This is a genomic window from Sediminicoccus sp. BL-A-41-H5 (assembly GCF_050632405.1).
Classification (GTDB): Bacteria; Pseudomonadota; Alphaproteobacteria; order Acetobacterales; family Acetobacteraceae; genus Roseococcus.
Map to the genome: position 1 here is coordinate 1180157 of NZ_CP192601.1, position 12730 is coordinate 1192886.

Sequence of the window (12730 nt, forward strand, 5' to 3'; positions counted from 1 at the left end):
GCATGCCCAGCATCGTCATCCTCGGCGCCGGCGCCATGGGCCTTGCCGCGGCACAGCGCGCCGCGACGCTCGGCGCCGATGTCGAGCTGATCGAGGCCGATCGCGAACCGGGCGGCATGGCGGCGCATCTCGATCTCGGCGGCGTCTCGATCGAGCGTTTCTACCATTTCGTCTGCAAGAGCGACGAACCCACCTTCTCCCTGCTGCGCGAACTGGGCCTCGGCGACGCGATGCGCTGGGTGCCGACCTCCATGGCCTATTTCATGCGCGGCGGGCTGCATCGCTGGGGCGATCCCGTCTCGCTGCTGCGCTTCCCGCATCTCTCCTGGGCGGCGAAGTTCCGCACCGGGCTGCAGATGTTCCTAACCACGAAGCAGAACGACTTCTCCGCCATCGAGCGGCTGACCGCGCGGCAATGGATCGAGGCGGGCTCGGGCCGCGAGGTCTACGACACGCTCTGGAAGCGCCTCATGGCGCTGAAATTCTACGAGCATGCGGACCATGTCTCCGCCTCCTGGATCGCGACGCGCGTGCGGCGCATCGGCCGCTCCCGCCGCTCCATCTTCCAGGAGGAGCTGGGCCATATCGAGGGCGGCTCGCAGACGCTCGTGGATGCGCTGATGGCCGACATCACGGGCAAGGGCGGCCGCGTGGCGCTGGGCGAACCCGCCGCCCAGGTGCTGACCGAGGCGGGCCGCGTCACCGGCGTGCGCACCGCCGCGGGGCGCGAGGTGCCGGCCGATCACGTCATCTCCACAGTGCCCACCCCCCTCATCCCGCGCCTGGTGCCGGACCTGCCCGAGGCGCTCCGCGCGCAATACGCGGCCATCGAGAACATCGGCGTCTGCTGCGTGCTGCTGCGCCTCAAGCGCCGCGTCACACCGCATTTCTGGGTGAACATCGTCGAGGACGACATCCCCATCCCCGGCATCATCGAGTTCAGCAACCTCCGCCCCGCGGCTGGCGAGGACGCGATCGTCTACGTCCCCTACTACATGCCGGTGACGCAGCCGCGCTGGGGCTGGAGCGACGAGGAGCTCATCGCGGAATCGCTCGCCTGCATCGCCCGCGTGAACCCGGCGGTCACGCGCGCTGACCTGGTGGAGGCGCGGGTCGGCCGCTTGCGCCACGCCCAGCCGGTCTGCGGCCCGAATTTCCTGGACACGCTGCCGCCCGTGCAGACGCCCATCTTCGGCCTGCAGATCGCCGACACCTGCTACTACTACCCAGAGGATCGCGGCATCGCGGAGAGCATCCGCCTCGGCCGCCGCATGGCCGAGGACGCATGCAACTGACACCCGAACTGCTCCGCTTCGTCCTCTCGGGCGGCGCGGCGGCGGCCGCCAATGTGCTCGCGCGCATCCTGTTCAGCCAGGTGATGCCGTACTCGCCCGCGATCATCCTGGCCTATGGCGTGGGCATGCTCACCGCCTATCTGCTGATGCGTCGCTTCGTCTTCGAGCGATCCGGCCGCGGCACGCGGGAGGAGGCGGGGCGGTTCATCCTGGTCAATGCGGTGGCCGCCGCCCAGGTCTGGGCGGTGTCCATCCTGCTGGCGCGCTGGCTGCTGCCCGCGCTGGGCTGGTCCTGGCAGGCCGAGACGCTGGCGCATATGGCGGGTGTCGGCAGCACCGTGCTGACCAGCTACGCGATGCACAAGGCCTTCACCTTCCGGCGCAAGGGCGACGCATGAACGCGCTCCGCCAACTCGTCCCCCGCCTGCTGCGCGACGGCTGGACGCTGCCCGCGCTGGCCCTTTCGGCGGCCGCGCTGGCCGGCGCCGCGCTCTCCCTTATCCTGGTGCTGCGCGGGATCTGGCTTTCGCACACCGCCATGCCCTTCATGGACCAGCTCGACTACACGACGGCCGGGATTCTCCGGGACTCGCTGTTCCATCGCCACAACGAGCACCTGATCTTCCTGCCCAAGCTCGGCTTCCTGCTGGATCTCAGGCTCGGCGGCGGCAATGCCGTGAACATCGGCACGATCCTGCTGATCCAGCTGGGTCACGCCCTGCTGCTCGGCTGGATGGTCACCGCGGGCAATCGCGAGTGGCGCCGGCCGGATGTGGTGGCCTTCGGCCTCGCGCTCTGCGCCTGCTTCTCCAGCCTGCAATACGAGAACCTCGCCTGGGGCTTCCAGACGCAGTTCGTGGGCGTCTACGCGCTGGCGACAGCCTGTTTCGCCGTCGTCTTCCTGGGCGGCACCGGCCTCGCCGCCACGCTCGCCGCCTGCCTGCTGGGCGCGGCCGCCACGCTGACCATGGCCAATGGCGTCTTCGTCCTGCCCATCGCCGCCGCCCTCGCGCTGCTGGCCGGGCGGCCCTGGCGCCAGGTCGCGGCCTATGCGGCGGTGAGCGCCCTGCTGCTCGGGGTCTTCATCGCGGGCCATGTCTCGCCGGAGCATCACAGCTCGCCCCTCGATGCCCTGCGCGTGCCCTGGCGGGTCGCGACCTATATGGCGGTGTTCCTCGGCCGGCCACTCGCCGAGATGCTGCGCCACCCGATCACGGCCGATGGCGGGGGCCTCCTATCCTCCATCGTGATCGGCGGCGCGGGGATGCTGCTGGCCGCCGGGCTCGGCCTGCGGGCGCTGCTGTGGCGGCGCGCGCTGAGCCCCGTGGAATTCGCGCTGCTGGCGGGCCTCGCCTTCATCCTCGCCTCGGCGGGCGTCACGGCGGCGGGGCGGCACGGCTTCGGCTACATCCAGGCCACCAGCCCACGCTACGGCACGCCCGCGCTGCTCTTCTGGTGCCTGCTGCTGCTCTCCTTCCAAGTGATCCTGCATCGGCGCGGGAAGCTCCCCGCACTCGCCGCCTCCGCCGCCCTGGTGGCGGCGGCGGCGGCGCTGACGTTGCAGCAGCCGCGCTCCCTCCTCGCGCTCGAGCATTTCGTCGCGGCGCGCTACCCGGCCGAGACGGCGCTGCTCCTCGGCGTGCGGGATGATGACGCCTTCCGCGCCGTCTATCCGCTGCCCGAGGCGGTGGAGCCCGGCATGCGGGGCCTGCGCGAGCGGAACCTCTCCATCCATGCGGGCCGCGAAGGGGAGTGGCTGGGGCGCCCCATCGGGTCGCTCTTCCGCCTCTTGCCGGAAGGGCGTTGCCTCGGCGTCTTCGACCGCGCCAGGCTGCAAGGCGCCGCCCCCGCGCCCTTCGCCACGGTGAGCGGCTGGGCCTGGGACGGCGGGCGCCGCACCCGGCTCGGCCGCATCCTGCTGGTGAATGATGCGGGCGCGGTCGTGGGCTTCGCACGCGGCCCGCTGCGCCGGCTGGATGTGCCAAGGGCCACGGGCGGCGCCGTGCCGGACACGCGCGTGGGCTGGACCGGCCATGCGCTGGCCGGCCCGGGGGCGACGCTGCGCGCCTATGGCCTGGCCGAGCCCGGCGCGGCCTGCCCCCTGCCCGGCGCCGTCACGCTGGCGGAGTGAGGCCCGCCCTCAGTTCTGGAGCGTGATGTTCTTGGCCCGCACCACCTCGCTCCAGCGCGCGAGGTCGCTCTCCATCACGGCGCGGAGTGCCGCGCCATCACCCGCGACCGGCGTGCCGCCCTGCTGCACGAAGCGGTCGCGCAGCTCGGGCGAGGCCAGCACCTTGCCGATCTCCTCCTGGATGCGGGCGACCAGCGCGGGTTCCATGCCGCGCGGACCGAGCAGGCCGTACCAGAAGGAATAGCTGAAGTTGATGCCGAGCTCGCGCGCTGTCGGCACATCCGGCAGCGCGGGAATGCGCCCGCCCTGGGTGCCGATGGCGATCGCCCGCGCCCGCCCGTCGCGGATGGCGCCCAGCACCGTCGGCGGCGCGGCGATGAGCAGCCCGATGCGCCCGGCGAGCAGATCGGTGAAGGCCGGGCCCATGCCGCGATAGGGCACATGCGTCAGCCGGATGCCGGCGATGTCCTGCAGGTATTCGGTGTACAGATGCGGCGAGGAACCGGCACCCATCGAGCCATAGAAATTCGCATCCGCCGGCTGGCCGCGGGCGGCCTCCACAAAGTCGCGCAGCGAACGCACCGGCGAACTGGCCGGCACCACGAAGACGGTCGGGTAGTCCACCAGCAGCGAGATCGGCGTGAAATCCGCCATGATGTCGAAGCCGAGATTGGCGTGCAGCGGCGGCGCGGTGGCGAGCGAATTGTCTGTCAGCAGCAGGGCCGTGCCGTCATTGGGCGAGCGCACCGCCGCCGTCCAGCCCACCACGCCGCCGCCGCCCGTGCGGTTCTCGACGACGAAATTGGCCCCCGTCTGCTCGCCCAGGCGCTGCGCCACGACGCGCGCCACGAAATCGGTCGTCCCACCGGGCGGATAGGTGATGATGATGCGCACCTGCCGGCCGCCCGGCCAGGCGGCGGGGGATTGCGCGAGGGCCGGTGCGGCAAGGCCGGCGCCCGAGGCGATCAACAGGTTGCGGCGCTTCATCTTGTGTTTCCTCCCGGTGGCGGCCCCTGTTGCGGAGCAGATCCAGCACATGGGCTCACCTTGCGCCGAAGAGCCGGCCAGAGGCGAGACGCGCGCCCTCGGCCATGCTGCGCAGCTTGGCCCAGACGACATCGGCCGCGACGCGGCCGCGCCCGGCCGAGGTGTCGAAGCCGCAATCGGTGCCGGCCATGAGGCGCGACGGATCGCCGATGCTCTCCGCGATGCGCTCCAGCCGCTCGGCCACCACCTCCGGGTGTTCGACGAAATGGGTGAGCGTGTCGATCACGCCGGCGACCAGGATCTGGTCGTCCGCCAGCGGCAGGCGGCGGAAGACGCGGTGCTCATGCGCGTGGCGGGGATTCGCGAAGGGCAGCACGAAGCCACCCACCTCGGCCTGGCGGATGACGGGCCAGATGTCCTCGAAGGGCACGTCTCTGTCATGCGGCGCCTCGTAATTGCCCCAGCAGACATGCATGCGGATGCGCGCGCGGGGCAGCCCCGCGATGGCGCGGTTGATGGCGGCGACGACGCGTTCGGAGAAGGCGAGAAAGTCGGAGAGCGGCCTGTCCTGCCAGGCACCGTGGCGTTCCAGCGCGAGGTCGGGGCAATCAATCTGCAAGGTGAAGCCGGCATCCAGGATGGCGCGATATTCCGCCCCCAGCGCGGTGGCCAGCGCCTCCAGATAGGCGTCATCCGTCGCGTAATGCTGGTTCTGCACGATGGCGGCGAGGATGCCGGGCGATGGCGCGGCCATGAAGCCCTCCGCATCACCAAGGGCCGTGCGGAACTGGGCGCATTCGGCCGCCATCGCCGCCTCGCCGATGTAGCGCACGGGGCCGATGGCCGCGGGCAGGTTGGTGGTGACGCTGGCGGCTTCGCGGCCCGCCATGCTGGCCTGCAGTTCGGCCTTGAACTCCGGATAGGCCTCGATGTCCTGGAAGCCGCCGCGCGAGCTGGAACCACCCAGGCCCGTCAGCCGGTCTCGCAGGTAGAGCACGAAGGATTCGCGCCCCTGCTCGCCGTCATTGGGAATGTCGATGCCGGCTTCGCGCTGCTTGGGCACGATGCCGGCGACGGCGGCGGCCGCGGCGGCGGCGACCTCGGCCGCGTCCACCGCCTCGCCGCGCGCGCGGCGCGCGTGCAGGCGCGTCAGGGCGCGCGGGCGCGGCAGGCTGCCGGTGTGGGTCGTGCGGATGCGCGCGGGGTCGGTCGTGCGGATGCGCGCGGGGTCGGTCGTGCGGATGCGCGCGGTAGATGCCGTGCGGATGCTGCGCGCGGTGGGCGGCATGGGCGCTCCCAGACTTGTTCTTTTTTGGGGCGGGGCCGAAACCCCGCCCGACATCACACTCAGTGCGAGCCGGCGAAGGCCAGCATCATCGCATAGACCTCGCGCGTGACGCTGGAGAGCGTGCGGCCCAGTTCCTCAAGGTCAGCCACCTGGTCCACGCGCTTGGCGAATTTCTCCTGCTCGGGCGCGGTCAGGATGAAGGGGATGATGCCGGTGGAACGCGCCAGGCCGATCATCAGCGAATCATGCGGCTCGGGGATCTCATTGCTCAGCAGCACGGCGCGCAGGCGGGCGCGCACCTCCATCACATCCAGCTCGCCCTCGGCGGCCTTGGGGTAGCGGCGGTCCGGGAAGACCCAGAGGAAGCGGCCCTCCTCCTTCCGCAGCACGCCCTTGGCGACGAGATTCTCCAGCAGCTGCGAGCGGAAGCGGTCCGTCTTGCGGCCGATCTCGACGATCCAGTGGCGGCTGTCGCGCTGGCCGGGCGTGGTCGCGATCATGGTCAGCGCCGCGTCCAGCACCGGGTCGCCCGAGGGCTTGGTGCTGGTGACCATCAGCTTCTCGAGGTCGGTATCAATGCTGCCATTCAGCGAAAGCTGCATGAGGATGGCGGTGGCGATGGCGTAGTCGCCGGCGGGCGCGGGCAGGCCGATGGGCCGGCCTGTCTTGTCGTCGAGGAGGAGGAGGATGATCTCCTCGGGCATGGTGAGCTGCATGGGCGGGGCCTCCGATCGGTTGCCGCGATGTTGTTCGCAGCCGCTTCGTCTGTCCAGGGCAACCGCTGGCACATGAATTGCTGGCAATGCGGCAGGGCCGGGCGTTCCGGCCCCTCGAATCCTCTCAGGCGAAAGGCAGTCTGCCCATGGATATCGGCGTCTTCATCCCCATCAACAACAATGGCTGGCTGATTTCGGAAAACGCACCGCAATACATGCCGAGCTTCGAGCTCAACAAGACGGTGGTGCAGAAGGCCGAGGGCTACGGCCTCGATTTCGCGCTTTCGATGATCAAGCTGCACGGCTTCGGCGGCAAGACGGAGTTCTGGGACCACGGCCTCGAGAGCTTCACCTTGATGGCGGGCCTCGCCGCCGTCACCAGCAAGATCAAGCTCTTCGCCTCCACCGCCGTGCTCACCATCCCGCCCGCGATCGTCGCGCGCATGACCTCCACGATTGACAGCATCTCGGGCGGGCGCTTCGGCATCAACATCGTCTCGGGCTGGCACAAGGTGGAATACAGCCAGATGGGCCTGTGGCCGGGCGATGCGCATTTCGGCAAGCGCTACGACTACAGCACCGAATATGTGCAGATCCTGAAGGAGCTCTGGGAGACGGGCGAGAGCGACTTCAAGGGCGACTATTTCAAGATGGACAAGTGCAAGCTGAGCCCCCGCCCGAGCAAGCCGGTGAAGATCGTCAGCGCGGGGCAGTCCGACCGCGGCATGGAGTTCGGCGCCACGTACTGCGACTATAACTTCTGCCTGGGCGAGGGCGTGAACGAGCCGACGAAATCCGCCTCCGTCCCCGCCCGTGTGCTGGAGCATGCGAAGAAGACGGGCCGCGACGTCGGCGCCTACATGCTCTTCATGGTGATCTCGGACGAGACGGATGCGGCCGCCATGGCCAAGTGGGACAGCTACGAGAAGGGTGCGGACCGCGCCGCACTCGCGCATCTGCTGGGCCATGCGGCGCAGGACGTGAACACGCAGGACACCTCGATGGCGGCGGTGGTGCAGCGCAACCCCTCCCCCATCAACTTCAACATGGGCACCATCGTGGGCAGCTATGCCTCCTGCGCGCGCATGCTGGATGAAGTGGCGGCGATGCCCGGCGTGGCCGGGATCATGCTCTGCTTCGACGACTTCATCAAAGGCATGGATGACTTCGGCCAGAAGATCCAGCCGCTGATGAAGTGCCGGCAGGACCGCATGCCGCTGGCGGCGTAAGGCGGGACGAAAAGAGGGCGGCCCGTCGCCGGGCCGCCCTCTCGGAGGCGATGGAGGGGCGGGGCGCAGAAGCGCCCCGCCCCTTTCGTTGGAGACTGATCGTCCCTGGCGGCATCGCCAGGGACGTGCATCAGCCTCGCAGCAAGCTTCAGGCCGCGGCCTGGATGTTGTAGCGCTGCGCCACCTGGCGCGCGGCGGCCAGTTCGGTCGTGATGATGTTCACGAAATCCGCGCCCGTCGGCAGCGTCGCGCGCGGCATGGTCTGCAGTTCGGTCGTGCGCGTCACGATGGTGGGCGAACGCATGATGCCCGGCATCTCGCGGATGATGCGCTCGGCGATCGGCGCGGGCAGGTTCTTCGGGCCCGAGATGCCGACCCACTGGGTCTGCACCAGGGCGGGGAAGCCCAGCTCCACGAAGGTCGGCACGTTCGGGAAGGCGGTGAGGCGTTGCGGCGTCGAGATGGCCAGCGCGCGCAGCGTGCCGTTCTGCATCGCCTCCACATTGGTCGTGATCGGGTCGATCAGGCTCTCGATGTGGCCGCCCAGGAGATCGCGCATGGCGGGCGCGGAGCCGGCATAGGGTGCGTGGTCGAGCTGCGTGAGGTTCGCCTGCCCGGCCAGCATGGCGCCCAGCATGTGCGGCGCCGAGCCGATGCCCGAGGAGCCATAGCGCGTGGGCCGCGTGCGCGCCGCCTGGAGATAGTCCTGCATGGTGCGGATCGGGCTGTCGCCGCGCACCAGCAGCACGGAGGGCGCCTCGACCAGATGGGCCAGATGCGTGAAGTCGTTGATCGGGTCGAAGGGCAGGCGCGGCAGGGTGGCGGCCGAATAGACCATCACCGAGGCATGCGTCATGAGGAAGGTGTAGCCATCGGCCGGCTGCTTCGCGACGTAGTCGGTGCCGATGACGCCGCCCGCGCCCGCCCGGTTCTCGACCAGCACGTTCTGGCCGATGGCCGCCGAAAGCTGCGGGGCGACGAGGCGGGTGATGGTGTCCACCAGGCCCCCCGGCGGGAACTGCGCGACCAGGCGCACCGGGGCGCGGGTCGGCCAGGCGCCGGATTGCGCGCTGGCGATGGCGGGCGCGGCCAGCAGGCCGGCGGTGGCGCCCAAGAGTTGGCGGCGATGCATCATCTGTAATCTCTCCGTCAGGCTCCCGCCGCGATATTGCACAAAAATCATGCAGTCAGGCGGTGGTGAGCGGTTCCAGGAGAGGGTTACGCAAGCGGCATGCCGCGGCCGGTGCCTCAGCCGACCTTCACGATCCCGGGCGGTCGCCAGGCGCCGCGCCCGATGGGAAGGAGCGAGGGCGTCTCGGTCTTCGGCCAGTACAGGCGCATGACGAGGTAGATCGGCCCATTGGGCGCGGGCAGCCAATTCGCGCGCAGCGCCTCGCCGGGGTCATCCTTCTGGACATGGATGGTCACCCCGCCATCCGGGTTGCGCCGCATGCCCTGGAGCATGGGCGAATTGATCAGGTAGCGGTCAATCGGGTTCTGCACGAGCAGCTGGTTGCCGCCGTGATACATCGTCACCGACCAGAAGGCGTTCACCGGCGGCAGCTGGTTCGGCCCGAAGGTCAGGGTGTAGCGGCCGGTGCTGCCGTCCAGCGCCTCGCCCATCGCCGTGGTGCGGGTGAAGGGATAGGTCGCCTCCTCCGTCGTGTTCCCGTAGATGCCGGCCTTGGCGGCCACGGCGCGCAGCATCCAGTCCCCGTTGTAGCCCTCCAGGCTGCCGGGGATGGGCGTCACGCGCCAGCCATTCATGGCGGCGCCGGCGGCAGCCACCGCGGCTTCCACCTTGCGATTGCCCTCGAAGGCGGCGCCCAGCAGCTCGACCCGGTCCAGGAAGGAATGCGGCATGGCGGTGCCGCGGCCATCAATGCCGATCGTCGCCATCCGCGCGCGGATGGCCGCCTCGTTCGGCTGGGCCGCGTTGAACTGCAGGGCGAAGGACAGGTAGTCGAAGAAATGGTGCTTCGCGAGGTCCGCCGAGACGCGCGGCCAGCGGATCTCATGTGCCGGCGGCGGCGCGGCCTGCCTCAGGAAGGTGGAGAGCGGCTCCACCCGGTAGCCGCGCTGCACCGCCACGACGTTCGGCATGTCGGTCGGGCCGAAGAGCTGCGTGCGGAAGATGGTCAGCGCGAACTGCGTGGTGGAGCGGATCACGCCCTTGATGCCGGGCGGCGTGGCGCCCTGCCAGCCCGGCCCGGCGATGATCCAGGACCCTGCCTCCTGCCCCGTGCTGCGGCTGCCGACATAGCCGGCATTGTAGGTGTTGCCGTCGCAGACCTGGACCGAGAAATAGCGCCCCGCCGGGACGTCGGGCACCGAGATGACCACCGGCTCCGCCCGCAGGTCGAGCCAGGACATCGAATAGGGTGTGTCGCTGTTCGGCGTGGGCACCGCCGTGTCCCGCCAGGTGAAGACCTGCGCGTCGTTCCAGATCTGGTTGAACGGCGCCTTGAACTGACCGCTGTTCCGGTCGATCGCGAATTCGTACATCACCGTGTAGTTCATCACGATGGGCAGGCCGAAGACGAAGGCCTGCTCGGCCGCTTCGAAACTGCCGATGATGCCGGGCCGGCCTTGGGCCATGGCGAGATGGGGCCGCGCGAGAAGCCCGCCGGCCGCGGCCGCCCCGAACAAGCTGCGCTTGCTGATCATTCAGGTGCCCGCCTTTTGCGTTGCCTTCCCTGGCATCTTCCGCCCCGGGGAAGGCTGCGGTCAAGCGGATCGCAACCGGTAGAGATAGAGGTCCCCAACCGTCTCGGCGACCGAACGGTTCAGCGCCTCGATGCGGTTCAAAAGCTGGATCCGCTCCTGCCGCGCCGCCAGCAGCGCGGGCGGCAGCAGCAGGGGCAGCAGCGCGGTGGCGCGGGCCAGGCCCGCCAGCAGCGCCTCGCGCGGCTCGGGGATGTCATCCGTCTCGATGCTGCGGAGCAGGCGCGCGCGCACTTCGCGCGGCTCCGGCCGGTCCTCGGGCTTCAGGTAGCGTCGTTCGGGAAAGACCAGGAGGACGCGGCCCTCCACCTGCTTCAGCAGGCCGCGCGCGATGAGCGCCGAGAGCACCCGCGGGCGCAGCCCCGTCTCCTCCCGCGCCAGGAGCATCAGCGCGCCACGCGAATCGGGCGCGCTGCGCAGCAGCGGCAGGCCGGCATCCAGCACCGGGTCGCCCGTCGGGCTGTCATCCAGCACCTCCAGCCGGTGCAGGTCCGTGTCCACGCGCCCGGCCAGGGCGAGCTCCATCATCACCGCGCCCGCCAGCGCGATGGAAGCGGCGATGCCCTGCCGGCCGATGCTGCGCCCCGTCTCGTCATCGAAGGTGAGGAGGACGATCTCCTCCGGCAGGGACAGCGGTGTCATTTGCGCCTCCGATTCAGTCCTGCGGGCCTGCGGCCCCCCGGCCATCGGGGCGGATCACTCCGCCACCGCCGCCGACCAGGGGGACATGGTGTCCGTCACGCCCACACGCATGCCCGCCTTCTGCTGGATCATGTTGGGGCAGGCGAAGTTCACCGGCATCACCGCATGCTCCACCACCTCCACGGGCGCATCGGCGGCCAGCGCGGCGATCACCGCATCGCCCAGGCGGCGGTCGGCGGTGACGCCCTCGGGCCCGCTGACATCCAGGCGCGGGTGGTGCGAGGCGGCCTCGGCCTCCATCGCGAAATCCAGCGCGTAGGAAAAGACCTGGAACACCGCCGCCATGATGCGCCGCCCGCCCGATGCGCCACCCGCGAATTCCGGCATGCCCTTCGCGTCCAGCGCGATCACCGGGCACATGTTGCAGAGAGGCCGCTTGCCGGGCGCGATGGCGTTCGCACTGCCTGGCGTCGGGTCGAACCACATCACGCCATTGTTCATCAGCACGCCCGTCCCCGGGAGGACCATGCGCGAGCCCATGGAGGAAAGCAGCGTGGTCGTCATCGCGATCATCATGCCGTCGCGATCCGCCACGGTGAGATGAGTCGTGCAGCTATCCGCCCCCTTCGGCTCGGCATCGCCGAGGCCCGCCAGGCGTTCCGCATAGGCGGCACGGAGCGAGCGGGCGAGATGGGCGTACCAGGCGGCATCGGGAATCGCCGCATAGGGGGCGCTCTCCATCAGCTCCATGAGGCGCGAGAGGGTGGGGGCGGCGGTCAGGCCGTTCGCCAGCATCCAGCTGCGGCCGCGGAATTTCCGCTCCAGCGCGGGGCGCACCACGGCGGCGCAGGCGGCGAGGTCCTCCGCGGTGACGAAGCCGCCCATCGCCTTCATGTCGGCCGCGATCGAGGCCGCGACATCGCCCGTGTAGAAATCCGCGAGGCCCGCATGCTGCAGCCGCTCCAGCGTGTCGGCCAGCTTCCCCTGCCGGAAGAAGCCCGGCGTGCCCTGGTAGGGCGGCACGGGCGGCAGGCCGTTCGGCAGGTAGATGCGGGCGCTCTCGTCATACATCCGCAGCACCGAGGCGCTGTTGGCCACCTTCAGCGTGGTGAACCAGTCCTGGCTCAACCCGCGCTTCGCCAACGCCACGGCCGGCGCCATCACATCCTTGATCGGCATGCGGCCATGCCGCCGGTGCAGCTCGGCATAACCCGCGACGGCCGAGGGAATCAGCGCCGATTTGGGGCCATGGATGTTCACGTCGCCCACCACCTCGGGCCAGGCGAAGAGGTCGTTCTTCAGCTTGCCGGTGAGCGGATAGGCGGAGGGGTCGAGGCCCCTCGGCGCCACGGGGCCGAAATCGAAGGTTTCGGCCGGGCCGCCCGGCTTCATCACCTGGGTGAAGCCGATGCCGCCCAGGCCGCTGTTCCAGGGCTCGACGGTCGCGAGCGCGAAGGCCGCACCCACCGCCGCATCCGCCGCCGTGCCGCCCGCGCGCAGGATCTCGGCGCCCGCCTCGGCCGCATCGCGCGACTGGCTGGCGACCATGCCGCCTTCACCCCGCGCGGCGGGCTTGCGGACGATCCAATGCTGGGAGACATGCGGAGGGAGGGACATGGCGTTTCCTGCGGGTTTCCTCCTCGCATGCTCCAATGCGCCGCGCCGCGCCGCAAGACGGGTCCCACCCCTTCCGCACCGCACCATATCTGGCGTAAACC

The 12730-nt window shown here is 70.0% G+C and carries 11 protein-coding genes; 4 read left to right on the top strand and 7 right to left on the bottom strand.

Translation table 11 applies throughout. From position 1 onward, the window contains the following. Positions 1 to 2: 2 nt before the first annotated feature. From ACQ860_RS05900 to ACQ860_RS05910, 3 genes are read left to right on the top strand one after another with little or no spacing between them, the layout of a single operon-like run. A complete protein-coding gene (locus ACQ860_RS05900) occupies positions 3 to 1295 on the top strand; it encodes an NAD(P)/FAD-dependent oxidoreductase (protein ID WP_431302484.1) in 1293 nt (430 codons plus the stop codon). Beyond that, on the top strand, positions 1286 to 1693 hold the full coding sequence (locus ACQ860_RS05905; protein ID WP_431302485.1) for a GtrA family protein: 408 nt from the start codon (positions 1286 to 1288) through the stop codon (positions 1691 to 1693). Before ACQ860_RS05900 ends, ACQ860_RS05905 begins: the two co-directional genes overlap by 10 nt. After that, positions 1690 to 3426, top strand: coding sequence for a hypothetical protein (locus ACQ860_RS05910; protein ID WP_431302486.1), 1737 nt, complete (start codon positions 1690 to 1692; stop codon positions 3424 to 3426). Before ACQ860_RS05905 ends, ACQ860_RS05910 begins: the two co-directional genes overlap by 4 nt. A gap of 9 nt (positions 3427 to 3435) precedes the next feature. Here the strand turns inward: ACQ860_RS05910 and ACQ860_RS05915 are convergent, their stop codons facing one another. Genes ACQ860_RS05915 through ACQ860_RS05925 form a run of 3 tightly spaced genes read right to left on the bottom strand, consistent with a single transcriptional unit; the run spans position 3436 to position 6417 of the window. Next, positions 3436 to 4413: a Bug family tripartite tricarboxylate transporter substrate binding protein gene (locus ACQ860_RS05915; protein WP_431302487.1), complete on the bottom strand. Its 978-nt coding sequence runs from the start codon at positions 4411 to 4413 to the stop codon at positions 3436 to 3438. A 55-nt stretch (positions 4414 to 4468) separates the two neighbouring features. Then, the gene (locus ACQ860_RS05920; protein WP_431302488.1) at positions 4469 to 5701 is read right to left on the bottom strand and encodes a hypothetical protein; all 1233 of its coding nucleotides are present in this window, start codon (positions 5699 to 5701) and stop codon (positions 4469 to 4471) included. Positions 5702 to 5760: 59 nt separating this feature from the next. After that, positions 5761 to 6417 (bottom strand): GOLPH3/VPS74 family protein, encoded by a 657-nt coding sequence (locus ACQ860_RS05925; protein WP_431302489.1) that lies wholly within the window; start codon positions 6415 to 6417, stop codon positions 5761 to 5763. A 146-nt stretch (positions 6418 to 6563) separates the two neighbouring features. On the opposite strand from ACQ860_RS05925, the gene rutA reads away from it, so the two are divergent. Further along, entirely contained in the window at positions 6564 to 7646 is a 1083-nt protein-coding gene (rutA, locus tag ACQ860_RS05930) for a pyrimidine utilization protein A (protein WP_431302490.1), read from the top strand. 148 nt (positions 7647 to 7794) lie between these two features. Here the strand turns inward: rutA and ACQ860_RS05935 are convergent, their stop codons facing one another. From ACQ860_RS05935 to ACQ860_RS05950, 4 genes are all read right to left on the bottom strand, one after another. After that, a complete protein-coding gene (locus ACQ860_RS05935) occupies positions 7795 to 8781 on the bottom strand; it encodes a Bug family tripartite tricarboxylate transporter substrate binding protein (RefSeq protein WP_431302491.1) in 987 nt (328 codons plus the stop codon). A gap of 113 nt (positions 8782 to 8894) precedes the next feature. Then, positions 8895 to 10313, bottom strand: coding sequence for a DUF1254 domain-containing protein (locus tag ACQ860_RS05940; RefSeq protein ID WP_431302492.1), 1419 nt, complete (start codon positions 10311 to 10313; stop codon positions 8895 to 8897). 60 nt (positions 10314 to 10373) lie between these two features. After that, positions 10374 to 11012 (bottom strand): GOLPH3/VPS74 family protein, encoded by a 639-nt coding sequence (locus tag ACQ860_RS05945; RefSeq protein ID WP_431302493.1) that lies wholly within the window; start codon positions 11010 to 11012, stop codon positions 10374 to 10376. Between the two features lie 54 nt (positions 11013 to 11066). Continuing rightward, positions 11067 to 12629 carry a gamma-glutamyltransferase gene (locus ACQ860_RS05950; RefSeq protein WP_431302494.1) on the bottom strand — a complete coding sequence of 521 codons (1563 nt, stop codon included), beginning with the start codon at positions 12627 to 12629 and terminating at the stop codon, positions 11067 to 11069. Positions 12630 to 12730: the final 101 nt, after the last annotated feature.